Genomic DNA, 21,893 nt, shown 5'->3' with positions numbered 1-21,893 from the left:
CGCGCTACCTCCTCAGGAGTCGATTCGATCAGCATTTTCGAGGTGGAGCCCCCAACCTCAAGGAGCGAACGAAGTGAGCGAGTAGGCCGGGGAGGAAACCGACATGGGACGACACAACCGCCACACCTCGACCGACCGACTCCCGAGCTTATAAGTACCGTAGGGTGCTCTCTGAAAACATGGATGTGCGTCGAACCGCCGTCGTGAAACTCGCTGTTTCCGACGAGCAACGCGACGCACTCCATCGAACCGCCGAGCAATACCTGTACTGCGCGAACCGAACCGCCGACTACTGTTGGTCCGACACCTCCTACACCCAGTGTAAGACCAACAAGCGAGAGGTTCGTGACGCGCTCTACGCCGAACTTCGAGAGGAGACGGACCTACAGGCCCAACTTGTCCAAGCCGCTATCAAACGCGCTGTCGAAGCCGTCAAAGCGTGTGTCGAACGGTGGAAAAAGGGACAGCGCGTCTCTCAGCCGACGTTCACCGCCGAAACGATGGACTACGACACGCGGAGCGCGACATTCTACCGGAACAAGGTGTCGCTGGCAACTGTTGAGGGTCGAGTCAAACCGTCGTTCGTTCTCCCGGCAGACAGTCCGACGCCCTACGAGCGGTACGTACTCTCCGAGAACTACGAGTTCCGCGAGAGTACGCTTCGGTACGACGCGGCCACTGACGAGTTCTACCTCAACATTTCGACGCGGCGGACAGACAGTGACGATGAGGTTTCGGAAGATACCGGGCACTCCGACCAAACGGTCCTCGGTATCGACCTCGGCGTCAACAGCCTCGCTGTGTCCTCAACCGGCACGTTCTGGCAGGGGGACGACTACGACCACTGGTGTCGTGAGTTCGAGAAGCGACGTGGCGAGATGCAACGGCGCGGCACGCAGGCTGCACACAAGGCCCTGCTTCGCCTCGGGAAGCGAGAGGAAGCCTGGCGCAAACAGTACATCCACACGATCGCCAACGAACTCGTCTCGGAAGCCGTCGAACACGACTGCGACGTAATCGCGTTCGAGGACTTGAGCGACATTCGAGAGCGGCTTTCACACGCGAAGTGGCACCACGTCTGGGCGTTCCGACGCCTGTTTGAATACGTCTCCTACAAAGCCCCTGAACGGGGGGTCTCCGTGGAGCGGGTCGAGCCGACCCATACATCCCAACGCTGTTCTCGGGTGGACTGTGGGTTTACGCACGACGGCAACCGCCACGGCGAACAGTTTGAGTGCCAGAAATGCGGGTACGAGGTGAACGCGGATTACAACGCTGCAAAGAATATTGGCGTGCGGTACGCTCGGAAGCGACAACACAAACTCCGCTCCTCGCCCAAGTCGGGGAGCGGAGACGCACAAGTAGACGTGCGTGTGAATGGTGGGATGTTGAACGGTGAGAGTCACCAGCCTCTTGCTGGCGACTGATTGCCGGGAGTCCACATCAAAGCCCTACCCTCAAGCACCAAGGCGCGTAGCGCCGAGGGAGTAGGATAGGGTAGTTTACATGTCTGTTAACCACAGACGATTCGCGTGTGGAAAGACGCCGCGTAGCCGAGTTCTCTTACAGCGCTGCCCCTACTCTGCCGCTGCCAGCCGCTCGACGACGTCGTCGGTCTCGGCGGTCTCGTGGGCGATGAACCCGTAGTTCGTGAGCGCCGCCTGAAGCGCCTCCTCGCCGGCGGCTGCCGTGGCGTCGGTCACGGTCAGCACTTCGAACCCGTTCTCGACGGCGTCGCGCAGGTGTGACTCCACGCAGAGATTCGCACTCATCCCTGCGAGCACGATCGTGTCGATACCGCGCTGCCGGAGCTGGATCTGCGCGTCGTTGCTCCAGAACCCGGACAGCTGCTTGTGTGGCGAGAGGACGAAGGTATTGTCGTCCGGTTCGAGCTCTGGGACGAAGTCGGCGCCGTCGCCCGCAATATCAAACATCCGCGTGTCGAACATGATCTGATCGATGGTGTTCAGGTGTTCCCAGCTCTCGTACTCGGCGTCCTCGTACTCGTGCGGGGAGTAGAAGACGGGCACGTCGCCTTCACGGGCGGCGTCGCGAAGCCGGCGGAGCTTGTCGACGACGGCGTTCTCCTCGACGGTCTCGCCCACTTTGTCCCAGACCACGCTTTCTGGCTTCAGGAAGTCAATCTGCGGGTCGGTGATAAGTACGGCCGTGCTGTCGGCATCAATTTCGAGTTCGCTCATGGTTACCTACAGTAACTTAGTATGGATGGGTAATGGAAAAGCTCGCGCGAACGGACGGGTAACCGGGTAACCGGTTGGTATCCTCGGTTTCGTTTCCTCATCTGGTTACCAAACGTACCCTTATTTTCGTGGCGACCCTGGATCCGGTATGAGTACCGATTCCGAGCCCCTGGAAGTGTGGTGTGCGGGCAGCGACTGGTGTCCGATCACGACGACCGCGACGCTGATCGGTAAAAAGTGGCATCCAGTCGTTATTCACCGACTCTTGGAGAACGGGCCGCTGGGATTCAACGCGCTCAAAGAAGAGGTAGACGGGATCTCAGGGAAGGTTCAGTCGGACGTCCTCGAAGACCTCGAAGAGAATGGGTTCATCGACCGGACCGTCGTCAGCGAGAAGCCGTTCCGCGTGGAGTACTCGCTGACCGACCGGGGGCGGTCGCTCGAACCCGTGATCATCGCCATGCGTGACTGGGGCCGAGAACACCTCACCGCTCCGGAGGACCAGTGACGGACTCGAGCGAGTCGGCGATGAACGTGATTTCAGTCCTCCCGAAGGACGCGATTCCGAGCATCGACGACCCGACGTTCGGCGAGGAGTACGTCGGCGATCCCGACGACGAAGTACTGATTGTAGAGCCCGGCAACGGGGCGTCGCCAGCGCGCGCCTACCCGATCCGGATCCTCAATTACCACGAGGTCGTCAACGACACGGTCCCGGTCGCCGACGGCGACGCGGCTTCGATCGCCGTCACGTGGTGTCCGATCTGCGGCAGCGGGGTCGTCTACGACGCGACCGTCGACGGCCGCCGGCTCACCTTCGGCGTCTCGGGGAAACTGGCCGACGACGACCTTGTGTTGTACGACCGCGAGACCGACTCCGAGTGGAAACAATCCACCGGCAAGTGTATCGCAGGCGACCTCGCCGGCGAGCGGCTCCGGGTTCGGCCCGGGCCGATGACAACGTACGCGGCCTTCCGCGAGGCGCATCCCGACGGGGTCGTACTCCAACCGGAATCTGAGGGATCGGCCGCGGCAAGCGGTTACGATCCCTCCGGGTACGAAGCGTATGAAGAGCGCGAGGAATTCGGGCTCCGCGGGATGCGCGGCGAGGGTCCGGAGCGCGAGTGGAACCGGGACGATCTCGATCCGAAAACGATCGTCCTCGGCGTGACGCCGGCCGACGGCGGCGCGCTCGGCTTCCCGCAGCCCATCGTTGAGGCGGCCGGCGGCGTCGTGGAGACAACGGTGGGTGAAACTGCTGTTGTTGTTCTTGCGACCGATGACGATCTTCACGCCTTCGAGCAGCCGGAATTCGAACTTCGACTTGAGAGCGGCTCGGTCAGCGGTGATGGCACGACGTGGACACTCACAACGGGCGAAAGTGCCGACGGCCGCCGGCTCCGGCGTGTCGAAACCCGCCGTCTCTACGCGTTTGCGTGGCAGGACGACCATGGACCTCGTTCGTTCTACTCGTTGTGAGCGTATCGCGGTGCGTTGTAATCATCGGACTGTCGCAGGCGGCGCATTTTCACGCCATATTTAATATCATTTAAATCTCAGTTTCTGACGGAGGAATCTGGGACACACGCTCCCTTCCTCTCCCCTATGACCAATAACCCACCCTCGCTTGGTCATTGTCCTACCTGTAACCGTGAGATCTCACAGGCATGGAAACTTATTGAATACGAACGAGCAGACGGCGATATCGGTGTTTTTGCTGAGTGTCCAACATGCGATGAGGTTATAAAACCTCAAGAAAGCAAAAACAAAGGTGACAAGCAGTAAGGCTAGGTCACGTTGGAAACAATAAATTTCAATTTGCTCCTCAATTGTTTTGGCCGTGGACCTCTCAGTCCATTGCGTCCTGAAACCGCTCACGAAGCGAGTCTTCACGCTCCTCGAACTGGTCGACCTTTTCCTGTAAATCGTCGCTAACGCGCTCGATGGTCGCCAGCGCCCGTTCGCCGTCCAGCGACGCCTGGGCCCCGTCATCGCCGTCCGCCTCTAACTGTTGCTCGTAGGCCTGCTCGACCCGCTCGATGGTGCCCTCCGGGTTGAACAGGATGTCGTTGGCCGTGCGAACGTAGCCGTCCAGCGACGCGCCTTCTTTGCCCTGGAAGAAGTGAGTGAGCGCGTACGTCGCGCCGGAATGCAGCGTCCACATATTGATTTCGACGGGGGAGACAGCGTTGGCCTCCGCATCACTCGCGGCACGCTCGGCTAGGTAGTCCGGGAAGCCCAGCAGACTGTAAAACTCCGTGACGGTGAACGGGAGATCGGAGAAGTCAAGGTCGATGTCCTGGGCGTCACGGATGAACTCGAAGAGGTCGTCAGCGACGAGTTCGACCTGTGCGAGGAGCTCCTCCCACCAGGTTCGGAAGTTCCGCACGTCGCCGACGTGCTTGATGACTTCCTTGTCGGTGAGCGAGCGCATCGTGTTCGCACAGTAGCCATCCTGAGCGAACCCTTCCACGTAGACGGCATGCTCGCCGAAGAAGTCGTAGCCCGACGTGACGCCCATCGTGATCGGGTTCGACCGGCCGGGGAGGCGCACCTCGAGGCCGTCGAACATGATGTCCATGTGGACCTCGCCGCCGCCCCGGTAGCGACGAATCTCGCCGAACATCACGTCACCCAGCGGCGTTCCGTCGATAGTCTCCTCCCGAAGGACCTCCTCCAGCGGGCCGTAGACGTCGACCGGGTTGATGATCGAGTACGAGTCGGTCGGAATATGGAACAAGGAATCCGTTTCGGCATCCTCCTCACGGGCCTGCTCTCGAGCGCGACTCGGCTCGACGATCGCGTTGAACCGCTCCGTCTCGACCCACTCGTCGGTGTACGGATTCTTGTAGGCCACGGTCGACTCGACGGCCTGCGGGAGGTCGCGGATCGCCTCAGCGAAGCTCACGGTGTCTTTGCCGCCGTGACGCTCTCGATACCACTCGGGTAGTTCGGTGTCGGTACGTCCATCGACGCCAGCGAAGATGGTTCTGGACTCTGGATCTTTCATCTCACTCACCTCAGAACAGGAACGGTCATCGACGAGCGCCCGCATCGTCTCGCGCCCTGCGCCCCTCCCGGGCGCAAAAACAACACCACGTTAACAAATATGGACCCAGGAAACAGCCAATTGTCGGTTAATCACCAACCGGCGGAGACACATCGTACTGTCGTTACTCGGTGCTTGAGCGACGAAGCCGTACCTTCTCCAGATTTGGTATCCACGGATGGCTCAATTCGATTCTACTATATCCCGCAAAAGCTTATGTCGGGCAAGTAAATCTCCTGCTGTCCAATCGCTCTCCGTGTCGTTACTCATCGAGTGAACAAGCGGGTTATAGTGAGCAACAGCATCTCGAAGGTCTTTCACATCCCATATTGTTGCCCCATATGATTCGAGATCTACCGGCAGCCGCTGCATCTTATCGGCCTCAGACAGGATTTCAAGTAGATCACCTACGGTCCCCCCGGCTAGCTTGTCAGGTGCGAGATCGCCGACGTAGGTCGTGCGGATGTAAATGTCGGTCTCAGTTTCCCAGTCCGGGACGTGTTCACGGATGATGTCTCGTAGTCGAATTTCAAACTGGGAAAGCAGCACGTACAGATACTGATAGACGGGAATCTTGTTCAGGTCGAATCGGGTTGCGATTCCCTCAGGATCATCTGGCTGGCCGACGAAACAGAACCGTCCTCCGTCCCTTCCTAGTCGTTCAATTACCGTTCCGACTTCTTCTCCCGGAGCGACGCAATCCGAGCCCTTTAGCGGCAGTACGTGTTCCGTGACGGGCTCTTGACCTCGAATTTCCATCTCTGCTCTGGAGACGTAGCCTCGAAGCCCCTCTAGTTGCTCCGGATCATCGAAGACGAATGCAGCATCGTAGTCCTCATAGTAGAGATCTAAGTACACAAAGGCGGCGTCATCATCAGCATCATATACATCCAAGTCCGGGAAACATGTCGCTGTATGGCGAGCAGGTTCGCTGATCGTCGGTGAGGTTGCACTCGCCATGAGTTGGGCCTCAACTTCTGATGGGTCTGGTCGGATTGTTGACACAGCTGGGTCGAATTCCTCTGACTCCGGACTATTGACTTTGAGGAGCATATGGGGAATATCGGTCTCAAAATGGTCGCGATCAACCGATTCAACATCTCCAACTTTCGGAGCCAAGTAACTGCGGAAGGGGCCCTTTGTGTCCTCCGTTTTGAATCCTCTCGTAGTCAAGAATACACCGTTCCCGTCCTCTGTTAGGACGTGGAGCGATCTTTCGAGGAACAGCAGGCCGGTATGAATACGGGCTGTATCCGGAGATATCTGAGCAAAGGAGGTAGCATACTCGCGCTGCTTTTCCTCACTCAGGTCAATCCACTGGATAGTCGGCGGATAGCTAAGCACGAACTCAAACGAGTCAAGGCGTGCGTCCGCACTTAGATAGTCTCCTTTCCGAACCTCTACTCGATCACCGTAGTTCTCTCGAACCGTCTCGACATACTCGTCCTCGGTATCGATCGCAACCCCGGATGGTGGGTCATGTACCGAGTCCTCGAAATATCGTTCCACAGCAGAAATTAATTCACCTTCCCCGCATCCCGGATACAGGATTCGCTTCCTGTATGTAGAACTGACATCCTCGAAGAGGAGTTCAACCATCCGATCAGCAATCGTCTCGGGAGCACGAAATGGGGGCATAATATCCAGTTTCGAATCCAACCTAATGACGTTATGCCGGAAGAGAGTGGGTCAATCATCCGAGTCGGTGGTTTCTGATCGGACTGTCTCGCGAACTTCTTTCAGTTCCTTGCGGCGCGTCGACGCTCTGGTGGATGCTGATGTCGTGGTTTTTACAGAGCGCTCGCTCAACCGCAAAGCTCGTCTCGTCGAAACCAACTGTCGTGATGTCGACGGCCTCCGGTGACGGCGTCTCATCAGCGACGTCGATGTCTCGCGAACAGGTATCAGCCGAGATGTGCTGGTCGGGAGCCGCCACTTGTCGCCCTCGAAACCTTCACACCCTCCCAATCCAACCGAAGCTGTCGTTGCAACTCATCTTACATCTGGCATCTGAGGATAATCATCGTTTTCTCCCCCATTACGCGCGTAATGTCGCGCGCGAATTCGCGCACGCTAATCGCGCGTAATTTGGTGTCTAAGGCCTTCTAACGCCAGATTTATGGGTTTTGGGTTTGTCTCTCCTGATGGGATGTCATCAGGTCACTCTCGACTTCGGCTTGCCACCATGTCCAGTCGATTTGAGAAGCAGCGAGAGGAGGGTCGTTGAGCATGCCGACGATCAACGCTTACAAAAACGATCCTGGTTATTACATCCGCGCTTGGACGAGCGATCTTGGGAACATCAATTACAAGCTTCGCTCTCGGGGAAACACGATCATCGAACGCTTCGGATTGGATGATGGTGACGAGATTTCGTGGGATACAATCCACTCATTGAAATCGATTGGAGAAATCTACACCGAGGGATCCGGAACGCTTGGTCGCGATGACTTTGCCCCCCTTGATGGTGATACTAAAACCCTGTCAGAAGAGGAAGCGAAACGACTGCTCGATTCAATTCTGGACGAGAAGAATCCGTCTGAACAACGGATTGAGGAGCTTTGTGATATCCTGGATATAGAGCGTCCCAGGTCGAATATTGAGCGACTGGAGCAGGAGTTAGCATCCCGGCTCGCCGGCATAACCAGTTGCGAGGGTTTCCCGACGGAGGTGACATTGAATGGGCCCGTCGATCTGGCGAGCATTTCTGTCAATATAGAGGCCTCGGAGGAATCTACAGAGCCACCTCTTGATTCGACGATTAATCTTCTGCTGTTGGGCGATACATCCCTCGATGATCCCGGGATTGCTCGACATGATATCTTTCTCTGCGAGGAACATGGCCTTGAGGGATGGTCGTTTGCTTACTCGGGGTCGTGGGAAACCCACGCGGAGATGGCACGTCAGAAAGCAGAACTTCTTCCAATCGTCATCCAGTGGTTCGACGATTTGAACGTTGACTACGGTATTCCGAAGGAGAATTTCGGCGGCGCTCAACGAGACCTCCTTGGATAGTATCTGGCTGGAACTACTGTATATCTGATTGGCCTCCGCCAGCCAATAATAGCAGAACCACTGCGGTCGCCTCATCCGTTTTTGTCGCCAGAGTCGGCAACGTATTTGGTTCTAGCAAGATACAGTCCAATTATATTCGGATGGCTGTACTGGACGACCTCTCCGGGTTCGAGTTTGAGGACGTGATGGAGGACGTGTTCCGCAACCTCGGCTACGAGAACGTCCGTCAGGCCGATCGCACGGCTGACGAGGGTCGCGATGTCATCATGGAGGAGGTCGTCGACGGCACGCGGCGCGCGATCATCGTCGAGTGCAAGCACACGGGGACGGTCGGACGGCCGGTCGTCCAGAAGCTCCACTCCGCCATCGCGACGTTCGACTTTGACGGCCCCAAACGCGGAATGGTCGTCACGACCGGCCGGTTCACGAATCCCGCCCAGGAGTACGCCGACCGCCTCCAGCAGAACGACGACCCACACCCAATCGAGTTGCTCGACGGCGAAGACCTCCGGGAGATCGCCGACGAGATCGGCCTCGACCTCTACAACGGGCGCATCGAGATACTCTGCGACGAGACACTCCGCCCGTACGACCCGGCCGGCGACGTCGACGCGCCCGTCGCGGAGGTGTTCCGCGACATCGAGAACATCGACGCTGTCGGCCTCCCAGACCCACACTCATCGGTGACGTTCCGCCCCGTGGTCGCGGTCACCGCGAACACGAACGCCGTCTTCGAGACATCGGTGGGCGTCATCCACCGGATCAACGACCGATCGCGATTCGTCGCCCACGCCGAGCGCGGGCAGCCACAGGTCGCGGACGAAGACGTCGTGACGCTGGTCACCGATAACCTCCACGCGACGGTCGACCTTGACTCGGAACAGTTCAGAGAGGTGTTCGACGATGTCGAGGAGAACCGGTTCGGGCAGACCCAAACGGAGTACAAGGAGTGGGCTGTCAACCGACTCCAGCAGCACCATACGACGACGGTGACCTACACCGGCGACAACAACGTCACGTACAACAAGACGTGTGAGCCGAATGTCTCGGATATCTCCGTCCAGTCGATCGAACCAGTGTACCTCCCCGAAATTCGGCAGACCACCGACATCCAGGAGTACACCTATCCCTACGAGTACTACGCAGCGGGCCCGTCACGAGTGACCGTCGAGGACGGTATCCATCGATGCGTCCACTGTGACACGAGCGGCGTCGACGAGACGTACACCTACTGTCCGAATTGCGGGGCAATCGCCTGCGACAGCCACATCAAAACGGAGCGGCTGGAAGGCGAGCCGGTCTGTACGGGGTGTGCAGTCACCGAGCGGTTCACACTGAAGACGAAGTACTTCTACGACGACCAGAACCTCGAGACGTTCCGCGAGGAGTACGCCGACATGCCGTTCCACGAGAAAGCGATGGAGAACAAGTGGCTGGCCGGGGGGTGCGTGGTCGCGACGCTGTTGGCCCTCATCGTCCTCCTCATTATTGGCGGCGTCATCTGAACTGACTGACCCTCACATCGCTTTCCCAACGAGATCTATGCGCGCCTTCTTGGAACACCCAGGAAGTGTTGCGTCACCGAAGTCGAACCGTTCCCTCATCATGCTCGAGAATACCCTTCGTGACTAGTCGCTCAATCGCGTCGTCGACGGCGTCTTCTTGATCGCCAGAAAGCGCCCGCACATTCGAGAGCGCCTGCTCTTGAATTGCTTCGACGCCGTTGATACCCTCGTCAACAGCCCTCAAGACGATGTATTCGATCTCGAACGCTGTCGCGAACGCTTCGATGCGGTCGATGAACGTATCTGGAAGCCCGGACAGTGAGCTCACCGCCATTTCGATTGCGAATAGCGGGTGGGAGCGGTCACGGATCTGTCGTGCTTCAGTGGAGCCGGTGTTGAACGGTCGCTGATCGTCAATCTCCGTCAGAATCACCTCGTAGTCCAACCCACGCTGGGCATACGTTCGCATATCTTCGATGTCGCGGCGCCGGCCACTCCCCAGGTCTCCGCCGGAGACCGCTTTTAACAGAAACATATCCTCATCCGAGAGGATGTGTGCTGTTGCGTGACGGCCGGTCCAGAACTCTTCAGCCCGGTCGTGCATTCGGTCGGTGATCCACACTTTCCCGACGACTTGCTGTTCGAAGAGGTCAATCTGGAGTCCACGCTCTTCGTGATGTAGTTCGACGGTTTTCCCGACACCTTCGAACGATTCCGTTGGCTCGCTAACCACTGAGAATCCCTGGGATATGAGCGTCTGATAGACGTGTTCGAACTCAGATACCACACCCAGCGCGAGGTCGATATCCTCGGTTTGGTCTTTCAAGCCATGAACTGTCATCGCCGATCCCCCAAGGAGATACACCGTCACGGACTCCGACAGCCAGCTGTCGAACTCTTCGAGAAACGCTTTGATCGCCTCGCTACCACTGAATACAGTCATGCGACCCCGTACTGATCTTTGAGCGCCCTGAATTCTGCTTCACTCGGGAGGACGACAGGAAGGTCGTCTGTGGTGTCGAACTCTCCGTGGAGTGTCAGATACATCGCAGTCACTGTCGACTCCAGACTGTACCACTGCGCAGTCTCTGTCAGCGTCTCTTGATCGATATCCAACGTCTCGATAAGGAGCATCGCATAACTGACACGACGAGACCCGCTATCGAGGACGAGCGTGTGGCACACGACGTTGGCAGGTGTGAGCTCCTCGTCGGGCGCATACCAGAACGCGGGTTCGCCGGCGAGGAAGAACTGTAGGCCGTACTCCACAAACCGAGCAAGCCCGGTCAGTTGCCAGTCGGTGGCGGCCTCGAGTGCTTCTGTATCTTCGGCTGTCTGTACGCGGACGAGTGCTCGCTTCGGATCACACCATTCGACGGTCGCACTCGGTACAAGTCCTCGGACGCGCGACCGGTGTTCGTGCCGGACGACTGCACGAGCGAACGTCAGCAGCGGCGAGAGGTCCTCACTTAACGCATACTCCGGGCCCGATGGGGACAGCATCGCGCGATGCTTGAGTGGTGACAGCGCCTTGTGGACACCTTGCCGGGTAATACCGAGTCGCTCGGCGATCTCGGACACGCGTCGGGGCTCGTCGAGATACCAGCACACCCGAAGTGTGGCCGGCGAGAGGAGGTCGGGCCATTCGACGTGTCCGAGTTCGGATCGAAGGGCCCGGTACGCTTCGACGACCGGGTGGTCTGTGAGGGAGACTTCCCGCTGGTTGTTTGGCCCACGGTGTTCGGCGAGCAACCCCGATTCGAGTAACTTGTCGAGTACGTCGTAGAGATGAGTCTGCGAATACTCAGTGTCTATCGCGAGATCAGCTGCTGTTGCTTCCCGGCCGGTGCTCAACGCGTCGATGACAGCGAGTCCGGCCTTCGTAAGCATCTCTGTCCACTCTAAGCACTATACGTATAAATACGTTTCTTGGTTTAGGTTGACGAAATCTGATCCACTATTGCTACCTCTGTCATAGAATCATCACCAGCGACCAAATTCATGCGGTCTCGTATTCGCTGAGCGACCGATTCGGACTGCTTGTCACCCACTTCCCAACTTGTACGATCGCAAACGAGTTGATTGCGGCGTCGAGTGCGTCACCAAGCCTCCCGCGAACCGTCGCCGGAAGCGTCTCAACGCGAATCGCTGTCAGCGGGTTCTGACCGAGTGCGTACCCCGTCGCCATACTTTCTGGATACACACAGATTACGTCCTCACTCCGGACATTTTCGAGCACTCGCTCGGCATCCCGGTACTGGTGGACGGTCGCATTGAGTTCATCCACCGGGAAGAGATCAGTCGCGTCCCCGTACTGTATTCGCCCTCCCGCCGATTTATAATGTCCTTTGGGCATATCTGTTCTAATATATATGTTCTACAAGCATTAAGTTTGTGCCGGATATCCGTCCACTCTGTCCTCAAGACTGACCATCGCTAGTTGTCTCTGCCCGATGTCACCGACAACTCATATCTCATGGCGGGACTATACAGGATGGAACCACACGTTCGGAACTCCCAATTTCTGAAATCCAAAATTCCATTTGAGTGGGACTCTTCAATTGCGGCCATTGAAACTGACTGTCTCCCCGGCAGCTGTGGCCGCTGTAATGCGACCGACATCAGCGGTGGTGGATAGACGTGATTTCTAGTGGGTAGTGATCGGTCTGTGGTGTCTATTTTTATTTCCCGATGGGGGTGAGGTGAACAGTCAAAAAAAAGAAGCACCGCACGGGAGGAAGCTCCCACAGAGCCGTCTCGATTTCCAACCAGTTTGCTGCTCGCGGCATCGTGTGGACACACACTGTCGGCGTCAGGTCACAGCCGACCAGCCACGCGAGCGGCCATCCACACCAACTTAATGCGACCAACACATCTTGAACAAGCAGTCTTCGACCGCTGGGGCCGGCAATGCGTACTCTGCGGTCGAACGCCAGAGGAATGGCTCGAAACCGATTACGGAGCGCGCAACCAAGACAAACTGTCCTTCCATCACGTCAACGGCGACGATACGGACCACCGTGTCGAGAACGTGATCCCGCTGTGTCAGAGCTGTCACGTCCACATCCACAAGGTGGACGAGCCACCCTACCGGATATGGCATCGGCAACTCCCGATCGAGCATCGTCATGCGTGGAACGAGTACCACCACGAATACTACGAGGGACCACCCCTGACTCGTGAAGAAGCTGTGAACCAGTTCGGCGACGATGGAGGCGTCCCAGTGAGTGTAAAGTATCTCGTTCATGAACGCAAGGACTTCGACCCTGCTGAGTTCGAGGCACCTGATGTCGACTTGCTTCCCGAGGATCACGCTGACGATGAGTGTGATGAGGCTGACTCAGGCGACGTGGATGATGATGACGGTGACGGCGACGAAGACGACAACTCTGCGTCATAACGCCCGACATTAGGACCAACTTCTTGCGGTCTAGTGCTTCTACTCCCAATTAAATATTTTTGGAACACTCATGTGTAGAAGATTGCTGATCGCTCGCCTTCTTGCGGTTTGACGGATTTGTCTTCGGTTCGAGAATCGTCTTGTAAACCGATTTCCTTGGGTTTAGCACTCACTTCGAGTTCGACTTTTAATAAAGCACTTCTGAATGGGGCCCTGAGGCGTTTATCCTCCCCCAAATCGTGGTACAACTTTGGATCAACCGTCCATGTTGTCTTCTATCCACTAGAATGGGACCGTTGCGTCCTTAGAGCCGTCTATCGCCGTAGCTGGGCGATACTGAAACCACGTTGAAGCAGTAGTGCTACTCGTTGACGTCGACGACGGTCGCCTCTTCAGGCGGCGCAATATCGAGTTCGGCAGCGCCGCGCTCGATCTCTTCTGGTGCCGTCCCCTTGGCCTCGGCGAGCAGCTCGGTGAGCTCCTCGTCCGAGATTGTGTCGATGTCGGCCGGTGTTTTGTGTCCCATATCATCTTCTAGCCGCCGCGAAGTGATATTCGTGGGTGTCGGAATCTCTTGATTTCGCTCTTAACCAACACAGTGGACCGATATTGCCTAGTTGTTGGTTAGGATTTGCGTTCTCACCAGTCGGCGACGGTCTGTTCGTCGACGTCGCCCTGGACGTCCTCGCCGCACTCCAGACAGGTGAACACGCAGTCGTCGGTCATGTTGAGGAGGATGAACAGATATCGACGATCACCAAGACCCATTCAGCATCAACTTCGAGGAGCAGATTACGCACGGCAGGATGGAATATATGATCGAATACTACGTTGAGGAACTCCTGGATGGCAGCTGTAATCGGGAAAACCTCTGGTGTTGGTACAGCACCTAGAGTGCCGCCGACCGCCCCGCCCAGAGTAGCACCGTGTTCGCCGCCCAGTGTGAACCCGCTCATACCTTAGTCTACGCCACAATCGCGTAAAAAGCTCACACTCGATCTCTGGACCAATGTTCAATCATCGAGCAGCTCGTCACGAGCCCGCTTCAGCTCCGAGACGTCCCACTCGTCGCTGCCGCCCTGATCGCCGTGCTCTTTCTTCACCAGCTCTCTGAACGGACCCTTCACGACAGGATCGGGCGCGTCTTCCGAGAGGTCGAGGACTTCGTACGGCGGTGGCGTCTCGACCCGGCCGCCGGCGACGACCACCGACTCGTCCCTGTTACCAGTCGGCAAGCGGGGGGTTTCGAACTCCGAGTCCACCGTGGTGACGCCGCACTTCTCGGCGAGGCGCTTCCGGCGGGCGTAGAGTGCGATCGCCCGGGCGTTGTCGCGCAGTGAGCTTTCACCGATCGCACGCGATCGCGTAGCCGATGTCGGTAGGGCGATCGTCGTACAACCAAAGAGCCCAACGAGTAGCACGAGGGACAGCGACCGCAAGGAGCCGTCTGTTCATATGTTAGCGAACAAATTTTATATATTATTGTTCGGATAAACTATATTTAGGAGCAATCGGCATCGCTTTTTTGTGCCAACAGTGGCGGCACTCCCGTCCGTGATCTATACTTGTGTGTTGGTTGTTCAACTTCGGACAGCCAACAGGAGATGATCTACAGAGCCGGTGACGACCGTTGTGTCGTGCGATTTGTTGTGCTTCCAAACACTCTATGATATGTTGCTATCCACACAACCCCCGACTCACGTCATGCGGTTTGGGTCTTTGGATCTTCAAACAACGACGATCAAGGTACGGATTCCCGTTTGGACCGCACAATAAGAGACACCCCAGTAACGAATATTACCCTGGGCTGGGCAGTACTGATCATGTCGCGCAAATGGACCCTCAAGTATCTCCGGAATGGGTTCGTTGACGAGGTGAAGCAACTGCGAGCCGAGCAGGGCTACAATACGAACGAGAAGCCGACCCACAAGTGGCTTCGACAGAATGGATTCGGATACTTCCTCAAACGTGTCCGCGAACTCAACATGCGTCCTGATGAGTGGCTCCTCGAGGAGTGTGGCTTCGAGCAGTCGGGGAAAGACTACCCGTGTAGCAATCCCGAAACAGTCCGGCGCGTCGAAAGCTGGCTCAAGTATGAAGAGGAGGTTGGCGAGCGGATCAACGGGACGAGTATCTCGACAGCTCGGACACACATCCGGCGCTCAATGGAAATCGCCAAGGAGACGACCGGAACGAGTGACATCTTCGAGCTGGGCCGCGGCGAGCGTGAGGTCTGTTTCAATCGCGCGGAGCAGCTGATGCGGGGGTTCAAGGACGAGTTCAATAGTGGCCAGACGAAGTACAACTACGCGACGACGCTTCGCGATCTTCTCGCACGGATGGAGGAGAAAGACGTCATCGACCACGACCCGCTGACGTCGCTGGTCGGGATGTCTGGCTGGGCCGGAGATTCGACATCAGTCACAATTGCGCCCTCTACATCGCTCGTAAAGGCGTACTTCGACGCCTGCGAAACCCGAACGGAGCAGATGGTGATGATCTGCCTAGCCGTAATGGGGTGGCGGCCAGCTGACTTCTGTGATCCGGAGGCGATCCGCGGCATCCACTTCGACGGGGAGCGCCCCTACGTCGAATTCACAGATGAACGAAAGAACGGCCCCAGCCTCGTCCCGATTATCCTGTGCCAAGACTTCATCGAACAGTGGGTGCGGTTCGTCAAGACGGTGCCGGACAACGGCACAGCGCTGTTCCCATCTGATGATTCCGATGACGGGGCGCGGTCGACGCAGTGGGTTCGAGATACCGTCAAAGCGATCGGAGAGCGCGTCGACGAGACGCTTCGCAACGGTGAGAAGCCCACCCCGAAGCACTTTCGCAATTTCTGGTACACCGAGTATACTGCAGCGTACTCCGAGTTCCGTCGGGACAATAACTTCGCAGCCTCAGCGCAGGGGTCACAGTCTGACCGCATCCCAATCTCATCGTATAATGATCCTCTCATGGGTAGCTGGTTCGACACGTTCGAACAGTTCGCCCACACCAAACTATCGGTCCCGGTTGAGGACCTCGAGCCTGCCGACGAGATCGGCAACATCGACATCGGCGATATCGATGGAGACGCAGCGTTCGACCTCGTCGAGACGGCTAGACAAGCTACACTAGAGGGCTGGGAAGGTGCGAAGGCGTTGTTCCCCGCTGGGGCTGCTGCCTATCTCACGAGCTACGCAGGCGTCGCTGCTGGGCGAGTAGCAACTGCGTGGGGTCAGGCAAAGCATGACGGGATGACACTCCACCCAGACTTCGAGCACTACCCCAACATGAGCAAGAAGCGGCAGGCGGGGTTGGGAATAGGGCTCGGCGTGCTCTTCTCGATCGAACTTGGCTACCTGTACATCATCGGGATGTTCGGGGAAATCGCCTCCGGAGACATAACAGCGTGGCTCCCGATCGTGTTCGCGGTCATATGGTGGATCTGGCTGTTCGATTCCGAGTTTCCTGACCGTGAGGAAGCGCTCGAGGCGCTGAGGTAGGCTACCGCCTCTCCCACTCGCCAACCTCTCGAGCGTCGATGTCGACCCGAGCGGTGACGCCGCACGAACAGTGGATACCGACGGACTTCGTGCCCGTGGTGATCGCCCTTGTCGTGTCGCCACACCCCGGGCAGTCGACGTCGAACGTCTCGATCATGCTCGTCGATATCGGCCGCTCGGGGATAGACAGTTCGCCCGGCTCGCTCTTATGTAGAACTGCGGAAAGCCCCCATAACAAGACAATCGATGGTGATATCAACATACGCTGGTGACCGCAGCGTGGACAGAATGTATTCTCCCAGAACTGCTTGAGTCGCCGCTCGATGGCCTCATCGAGCGGCTCCGTGTTGATTTCGATAACTCTCAGCTCAATCAGCTGTCGAAACATCCCACCGAACGCTGGCTGAGTAGAAGCCATATCCCCAGATTAGCATCGGCTCAGTGTAATTATACGGTCCTTCCACGTTTCTACATAAGAGCGGCCACTTTAACCAACAAACCAGCCCTGCTTACTCGCCGCCTCAAGCAGCTCCTTCACTTAGGGATTTCCTGATTCCACGACGTACTTCGCAGGAACCACCGTGTTTCCCGTAGGAACCGCAGTCTCCACAGGCGTGTCTCCGGAGTCAACTCTTGGGTCGGTGAGTCCACGAGAACCGCTGTCCTGTCCGTCTTTAGTTAACCCCTACACCTCGGTTGTGTAGCGGTAGCGAGCATTTTTGAGGGTATCATAGAAACGTTCACATACCCGCAGTACGGCGATCTACACCAAGAGTAACTCCAGTTTCACTCCATTTTTGAACTCAACTAGACAAACGCTCTCTCATCCTACCCATGATAACCGTTCTATGACATCCTCGGGCTAAACGTAATTGTGGTCTAAGCGTAGTCAGAAGCGACGACGCAGCTACTCTGTCCGTTCGTTTTCGAGCCGTTCGGCGACCTCCTCAGGGTGCTGTATCGCGACCTTCAACACTGCCTCATGTAACTCTCGTCCCGTCTCGTTGCGGATATTCCGGTCACGGAGGTGGCGTTTCACCTCGATATCGAGGAAATCTTCAAACTTCTCGTGCGTGGATTTCCGTGGGTAGATCTGCGCCTGGACGGATTCGTCAAAAGAGAAGGCCGGCTCGTTTCTGTCGTCTACAGTCGACGTGCTCGTATCCTGCCCGGTGGTCTCATCGGCGTCGACGACGGGTCCGGACTCCTCTTCCTCTGCCGCTTGGTCTTTTCCTGCCTCGTTGAGGTCATCAAATCCGGTCATCGGTCGATCCCTCCTTGTTCGACGATCTGAGCGAGTTCGGCGTAGTTCTCCAGTTGGTCACAGCTCTCGTCGTAGTCACGGACGGGAAGAGCAGCGTCGTGCGCAGCGTCGATGGCGCCACGGAACCGGATCCCCGGAAGCCCACCGTCGTACTCACCGACGTCGATAGCGTCCCACTCCTCAGGGGTGATGCGAGCGTAGGAAGGAATGATATCGTCGGCGATATCGAGGGAGTTGAGCTGTTCGAGCAGACCCCGATCGCGGGTGTCCTGGTCGATCCGACTGTTAAGCGCCGTTGGCGTCACCGCGAGGATATTCAGCTCGAAGTATTCTCGAGCTTCCTCGACGAGCCGTTGAATCGTATTCGAGAGGCCGGAGTCGTAGCCACTCTCAGGTTTAAGTGGAATGATGATGTTCCGCGTGGCGTACATCGCGTTGTCGTTCAGCTTTCCCCGGTTTGCTGGGCAGTCGACGACGATGTAGTCGTATTCGTCGCCGAGTAGCGGATCGACGAGATGCTTGCGGAGTCGGGCGCTCCCCATCGTTGCGTTCCGGAGTTCGTTCTCGACGGATTCAAGTTCGGTATGGGCCGGGAATAGGTCGAGACCGTCGACGACGTTCACGATGTACTGGATCGGTTCCTCGCTGTCGACGAGGACACGCTGTGTATGGTTCACCTCACTTGTAAACTCGTCTTCGAACCCGAGTTGGCGGGTCATGTGCCCGTTGTCGTCGAGGTCAATAACGAGCGCGCTCCCGTTGCGGTGGGCGAGTTCGCGCGCCGTGTTGATGGCGGTAGTCGTCTTCCCGAAGCCACCTTTTAATACGCCGACGCTGACCGCCCGTGGTTCTGTTTCAGACATAGGTGGGTTAGCTAAGGTAGCTATGGCAGCTGTGTCACCTGAGGTGACTAGGGTACTTTATTCAACTGCCATAGTCCCTGTTCTGCCTAGAACAGCGTCTGCGGCGCACTTGAATCTACCCATGCCAGCTACTCTTAATAAAGCAGCTACCTTAGCCACCTTAGCTACTTTATCTGTTATGCCGATTTATGATCGCTACGGTAGATATTCCTGCAGAGTTAGCTAAAGCAGGTGCCTAAGCTACCTAATCTAAGAGAGCTATCACCGCTATCAGCGCATTTCAGATCGGACCTGTGTGACCTCATCCCGCCGATAGATTTTTGCTATTCCGCGGAAAGTAAAATACATGGCAGAATCCGCGATCTCACATTCACACCCGCTTGATACGATGCTGGCCGTCTCTGACGTGATTCGGAACGACCGGCTCGCCCAGTTGTATGCTCGTGTCCTTGAACTTGATTCGCCAACTGTCGAGGAACTATCTGAGGGCATCGAGAGTTCGACGACAACCATTTACGAGGATGTCAAACATCTCGTGGAGATTGATCTGTTGGAACGGGTCACGGAGACGCAACCGTACCGCTATCGAGCGAGTCAGGTTGATATGACGATTCAGGCTAGCGGAGAGACGTTCCAGATCACGCCGACGCTCCTCGTCGCTCTCGCGGAACGCCAATCGAACGAGAATATTAGCCTCTATATTGACCGCAACGGTGTCAGTGGACTCGCAACGGCGATCGAATACGCTCGTGCGTACACACAGTCGAAAATGAACGCCCGAATCATGGCCCGTGAACAGGATATCCCTGTTCTCGAAGCAGAAACTATCCTCCAAGAACTCCAGGAGATTATTCTGGAAGCTGAGCCTGGTATCTCGACGAGCCTCGATATCGAGGAGCTTGACTCCGCCGTCGACGAACAATTGGACGAATAATATCCGTGTCAGCGCAACTGTTCCCATCTGTGGAGAGTCATCTCATCGACGCGAACCTCTTCATCCGGTTCGAGCGGCACAACACTGTCAATCTGCTTGAGCGGGCTGTCACCGAGCAGAATATCGTCCTGCTCCTGCCCACACGAGTATATGAGGAACTCACGCCAGAATCCTATCCCTACGGGACCCCTCCGGTAGAGGATGCGATCGAAGCTGGCTGGGTACAGCTTCTCGAGGAGGTCAAATATTCAAATCCAGTCGTTTCTGCGACGATGGATATGGTTCGCCAGTATATCTCTGCTGCCACCGATCGTCCCGAGCATACGATAGAGCAAGCAGATGCGGAAGTAGGTGGAGCGGCAGCAACACTCCTTGAACAGGGACGAACAGAATCGATCGCTATCTACACGAACGACTTACCGGCGTTCCGCGGGATTGAGCGGGCCCTCTCACAGCATGGCTACGAGGACGCAGTTCAGCTCATCAAGGCATTCGACTTCGTCACGTCCATCGAAAACCGCTACCAGTTCTCTGGATAATCCCTTTCTGATGGACCGACCGCAGGGGTGTGATATCATTCGTTGCCGATATCAGCAGGGCTCTACTGGTCACTTACCCGTTGGTCGGTTTGTGAGAACGCCTCAGTCGCCATATCGGCGCGCTCGGCTGCCTCGATATGCTGGTACGCCTCACGGACCTGTTCCTCGCTGTTGTCGAGATACCGTGCGGCCGCGGCGTAGCCGAACTGTCGAACGAGGACTTCACCGACGCCCCGACGCCCGCCGTGTAGTTCGAGGTAGTCGCCATCAAGCGAGAGGTCCAGCTCGCCGCGACGTTCGACGAGCGCGTCGTGGGTCCAGAGCCGCTCCATGATCGAGCGTGCGCCGTCGGTAGTAAGCGGCTTCGGTGGGTCAAGGTCGTGTTCGGCAGCGACGATCAGGTCAGGAGCGCCCGTCCGGACGCGTTCGATCTGATCATCGTCGAGGCCGGTATCGTTGAGCCCCTCTGTGACGTGCGAGGCGAGCGAGGGGCGGTGGAGCGTCGTGAACACCGGCCACGACTCTGGTACCTCCAGCACCTCGGCGTATCGCTTCAACGGCGTGCTGACGGGCTCTGGGAGCGAGGCCTCCTTCCACTCGCGACTCTTCCGGAACACGGTAACGCTGCTGTCCGCGAACGACACGTCACGCCAGCGGATTCCGTTGCGGCCCTCGTGGTCCTCCTTCGGCGCGGAGAGGAATTCCGAGCCACGCAGGCCGGTGTAGGCGACGACGTACACGAGCGCCTGCTCGCGACACCGCTGGTAGGCCTCGAACCGCGCTCGCTGTTTGGCCTGCCACAGCTCACTCTCGGGGTCACCACGATCGGTGTGGGAAACTTCGATCGCGCCGAGCTCGTCGAACGCTTCAGAGACGCGGCGGTCGACGAACTGCGTGATCAGGTCGCGGTGGATCGGCTCCCACGCTTGTTGGTCACCTGGACGTCGCCCGTCGTTTTCGGGCAGTGGGTCTTCAGCGTCCGATTCGCGGGCATAGTGGCGTGGGAGGTACCCCTGGGCGTGCGCCCAACCACACCACGACGCGACGTGGGCGTAGTAGGTGAGCACGGTCCCGGCGGCGTATCCCGCGGTCGAGAGGTACCGTGCGTAGTCTGAGAAGACCGTCGTGTCGAGGTCGACGAACCGGACGGTGTCGTCGTCGACGACACCCGCCCACGATTCTGGTGGTGACGCATTCGCTGAGTCAGCTGTCTTGCCGAGACACCAGCGTCGGAATCGATTCAGTTCACGATCGGCGTCGGCTCGGTACGCACCCTCCTCGCCGGCGTCACCCTTCCCCTTGTCCGTGAGGTACTTCGTGAACGTGTCCTCGATCGGCGTTTCGACGGAGCGGCGACCCGTCATCGGCCCCTTGGAGTGTGGGAGTTGTACCTTCGGATCACTGCCCTAGAAGCGTTGTTCTGGCTGGAGCGACTGTCTCGGGAAGCGTTGGCCATAATTCGGAATCTGCCTTGGTTGGGGGCACGGGTGGGGGTCACTAAGAGCTTACTCTGTCTTACCGGAATAAGACAAAGTAAGATTGGATCCCGGATGCGTTCGGTCGTGAGCGCTAATCGTTTGTTTTCGGACGTGAGAGTGCCTGTAGCTGGAGTAGGTTGCGAAGTAAATCTTA

General features: G+C 57.4%; 23 protein-coding genes and 1 pseudogene. 9 read left to right on the top strand and 15 right to left on the bottom strand.

The window, feature by feature from the left end; translation table 11 throughout:
- Positions 1 to 179 precede the first annotated feature (179 nt).
- A complete protein-coding gene (locus tag EXE52_RS14110; RefSeq protein ID WP_137703830.1) occupies positions 180 to 1,427 on the top strand; it encodes an RNA-guided endonuclease TnpB family protein in 1,248 nt (415 codons plus the stop codon).
- A 150-nt stretch (positions 1,428 to 1,577) separates the two neighbouring features.
- Here the strand turns inward: EXE52_RS14110 and EXE52_RS14105 are convergent, their stop codons facing one another.
- Positions 1,578 to 2,201, bottom strand: coding sequence for a cysteine hydrolase family protein (locus EXE52_RS14105; RefSeq protein WP_137703777.1), 624 nt, complete (start codon positions 2,199 to 2,201; stop codon positions 1,578 to 1,580).
- A 148-nt stretch (positions 2,202 to 2,349) separates the two neighbouring features.
- Here EXE52_RS14105 and EXE52_RS14100 point away from each other — a divergent pair, with 148 nt between their 5' ends.
- Both EXE52_RS14100 and EXE52_RS14095 read left to right on the top strand, forming a co-directional pair.
- Positions 2,350 to 2,709, top strand: coding sequence for a helix-turn-helix domain-containing protein (locus EXE52_RS14100; RefSeq protein WP_089308273.1), 360 nt, complete (start codon positions 2,350 to 2,352; stop codon positions 2,707 to 2,709).
- Positions 2,706 to 3,680 carry a DUF3179 domain-containing (seleno)protein gene (locus tag EXE52_RS14095; RefSeq protein WP_321167070.1) on the top strand — a complete coding sequence of 325 codons (975 nt, stop codon included), beginning with the start codon at positions 2,706 to 2,708 and terminating at the stop codon, positions 3,678 to 3,680. Before EXE52_RS14100 ends, EXE52_RS14095 begins: the two co-directional genes overlap by 4 nt.
- Positions 3,681 to 4,050: 370 nt before the next feature.
- Here the strand turns inward: EXE52_RS14095 and EXE52_RS14085 are convergent, their stop codons facing one another.
- From EXE52_RS14085 to EXE52_RS14075, 3 genes are all read right to left on the bottom strand, one after another.
- Positions 4,051 to 5,211, bottom strand: a complete 1,161-nt coding sequence (locus tag EXE52_RS14085) for a hypothetical protein (RefSeq protein ID WP_394347644.1) — start codon at positions 5,209 to 5,211, stop codon at positions 4,051 to 4,053.
- Between the two features lie 222 nt (positions 5,212 to 5,433).
- Positions 5,434 to 6,849 carry a class I SAM-dependent methyltransferase gene (locus EXE52_RS14080; protein ID WP_137703776.1) on the bottom strand — a complete coding sequence of 472 codons (1,416 nt, stop codon included), beginning with the start codon at positions 6,847 to 6,849 and terminating at the stop codon, positions 5,434 to 5,436.
- Positions 6,850 to 6,943: 94 nt separating this feature from the next.
- Positions 6,944 to 7,186 (bottom strand): hypothetical protein, encoded by a 243-nt coding sequence (locus EXE52_RS14075; protein WP_199239160.1) that lies wholly within the window; start codon positions 7,184 to 7,186, stop codon positions 6,944 to 6,946.
- Positions 7,187 to 7,479: 293 nt separating this feature from the next.
- Between EXE52_RS14075 and EXE52_RS14070 the strand changes: the two genes are divergently transcribed.
- A complete protein-coding gene (locus EXE52_RS14070; protein WP_137703775.1) occupies positions 7,480 to 8,265 on the top strand; it encodes a hypothetical protein in 786 nt (261 codons plus the stop codon).
- Between the two features lie 140 nt (positions 8,266 to 8,405).
- On the top strand, positions 8,406 to 9,770 hold the full coding sequence (locus tag EXE52_RS14065; protein ID WP_137703774.1) for a restriction endonuclease: 1,365 nt from the start codon (positions 8,406 to 8,408) through the stop codon (positions 9,768 to 9,770).
- Between the two features lie 73 nt (positions 9,771 to 9,843).
- Here EXE52_RS14065 and EXE52_RS14060 read toward each other — a convergent pair whose 3' ends face one another.
- The 3 genes from EXE52_RS14060 to EXE52_RS14050 form a co-directional block, all read right to left on the bottom strand.
- Positions 9,844 to 10,713 (bottom strand): hypothetical protein, encoded by an 870-nt coding sequence (locus tag EXE52_RS14060; protein ID WP_092563173.1) that lies wholly within the window; start codon positions 10,711 to 10,713, stop codon positions 9,844 to 9,846.
- Entirely contained in the window at positions 10,710 to 11,660 is a 951-nt protein-coding gene (locus EXE52_RS14055) for a winged helix DNA-binding protein (RefSeq protein WP_137703773.1), read from the bottom strand. The genes EXE52_RS14060 and EXE52_RS14055 overlap by 4 nt, the downstream gene beginning before the upstream one ends.
- A gap of 109 nt (positions 11,661 to 11,769) precedes the next feature.
- Positions 11,770 to 12,126 carry a hypothetical protein gene (locus EXE52_RS14050; protein ID WP_092563167.1) on the bottom strand — a complete coding sequence of 119 codons (357 nt, stop codon included), beginning with the start codon at positions 12,124 to 12,126 and terminating at the stop codon, positions 11,770 to 11,772.
- 504 nt (positions 12,127 to 12,630) lie between these two features.
- Here EXE52_RS14050 and EXE52_RS14045 point away from each other — a divergent pair.
- Entirely contained in the window at positions 12,631 to 13,170 is a 540-nt protein-coding gene (locus EXE52_RS14045) for an HNH endonuclease (RefSeq protein WP_199239159.1), read from the top strand.
- A 361-nt stretch (positions 13,171 to 13,531) separates the two neighbouring features.
- Here EXE52_RS14045 and EXE52_RS14040 read toward each other — a convergent pair whose 3' ends face one another.
- The 4 genes from EXE52_RS14040 to EXE52_RS14030 form a co-directional block, all read right to left on the bottom strand.
- Entirely contained in the window at positions 13,532 to 13,696 is a 165-nt protein-coding gene (locus EXE52_RS14040; RefSeq protein WP_241988260.1) for a hypothetical protein, read from the bottom strand.
- 113 nt (positions 13,697 to 13,809) lie between these two features.
- Complete coding sequence (locus EXE52_RS19045; protein ID WP_255310039.1) at positions 13,810 to 13,938, bottom strand: hypothetical protein; 129 nt, start codon at positions 13,936 to 13,938, stop codon at positions 13,810 to 13,812.
- On the bottom strand, positions 13,893 to 14,126 hold the full coding sequence (locus EXE52_RS14035; RefSeq protein WP_137703772.1) for a hypothetical protein: 234 nt from the start codon (positions 14,124 to 14,126) through the stop codon (positions 13,893 to 13,895). Before EXE52_RS14035 ends, EXE52_RS19045 begins: the two co-directional genes overlap by 46 nt.
- Before the next feature lie 57 nt (positions 14,127 to 14,183).
- On the bottom strand, positions 14,184 to 14,609 hold the full coding sequence (locus EXE52_RS14030; protein ID WP_199239158.1) for a hypothetical protein: 426 nt from the start codon (positions 14,607 to 14,609) through the stop codon (positions 14,184 to 14,186).
- A gap of 384 nt (positions 14,610 to 14,993) precedes the next feature.
- Between EXE52_RS14030 and EXE52_RS14025 the strand changes: the two genes are divergently transcribed.
- Positions 14,994 to 16,661: a hypothetical protein gene (locus tag EXE52_RS14025; RefSeq protein ID WP_092563164.1), complete on the top strand. Its 1,668-nt coding sequence runs from the start codon at positions 14,994 to 14,996 to the stop codon at positions 16,659 to 16,661.
- Between the two features lie 268 nt (positions 16,662 to 16,929).
- On the opposite strand, the pseudogene EXE52_RS14020 reads toward EXE52_RS14025, so the two are convergent.
- From EXE52_RS14020 to EXE52_RS14010, 3 genes and pseudogenes are all read right to left on the bottom strand, one after another.
- Positions 16,930 to 17,079, bottom strand: a pseudogene (locus tag EXE52_RS14020) (IS1595 family transposase); the annotation flags it as partial.
- A gap of 489 nt (positions 17,080 to 17,568) precedes the next feature.
- Positions 17,569 to 17,925, bottom strand: coding sequence for a hypothetical protein (locus EXE52_RS14015; RefSeq protein WP_092563158.1), 357 nt, complete (start codon positions 17,923 to 17,925; stop codon positions 17,569 to 17,571).
- Entirely contained in the window at positions 17,922 to 18,788 is an 867-nt protein-coding gene (locus EXE52_RS14010) for a ParA family protein (protein WP_092563155.1), read from the bottom strand. Before EXE52_RS14010 ends, EXE52_RS14015 begins: the two co-directional genes overlap by 4 nt.
- 346 nt (positions 18,789 to 19,134) lie before the next feature.
- Here EXE52_RS14010 and EXE52_RS14005 point away from each other — a divergent pair, with 346 nt between their 5' ends.
- Together EXE52_RS14005 and EXE52_RS14000 are read left to right on the top strand one after the other, a co-directional pair.
- A complete protein-coding gene (locus EXE52_RS14005) occupies positions 19,135 to 19,722 on the top strand; it encodes a helix-turn-helix domain-containing protein (protein WP_092563152.1) in 588 nt (195 codons plus the stop codon).
- 5 nt (positions 19,723 to 19,727) lie between these two features.
- Positions 19,728 to 20,261, top strand: a complete 534-nt coding sequence (locus EXE52_RS14000) for a hypothetical protein (protein WP_137703771.1) — start codon at positions 19,728 to 19,730, stop codon at positions 20,259 to 20,261.
- Positions 20,262 to 20,323: 62 nt separating this feature from the next.
- Here the strand turns inward: EXE52_RS14000 and EXE52_RS13995 are convergent, their stop codons facing one another.
- Positions 20,324 to 21,625: a site-specific recombinase gene (locus EXE52_RS13995; protein WP_092563146.1), complete on the bottom strand. Its 1,302-nt coding sequence runs from the start codon at positions 21,623 to 21,625 to the stop codon at positions 20,324 to 20,326.
- Between the last annotated feature and the right edge of the window lie 268 nt (positions 21,626 to 21,893).

Origin of the sequence: Halorubrum sp. CGM4_25_10-8A, assembly GCF_005435025.1 — an archaeon.
GTDB lineage: Archaea > Halobacteriota > Halobacteria > Halobacteriales > Haloferacaceae > Halorubrum > Halorubrum ezzemoulense.
Note: the sequence above shows the minus strand (reverse complement) of the source record. Positions and strands in the feature narration are given on the sequence as shown.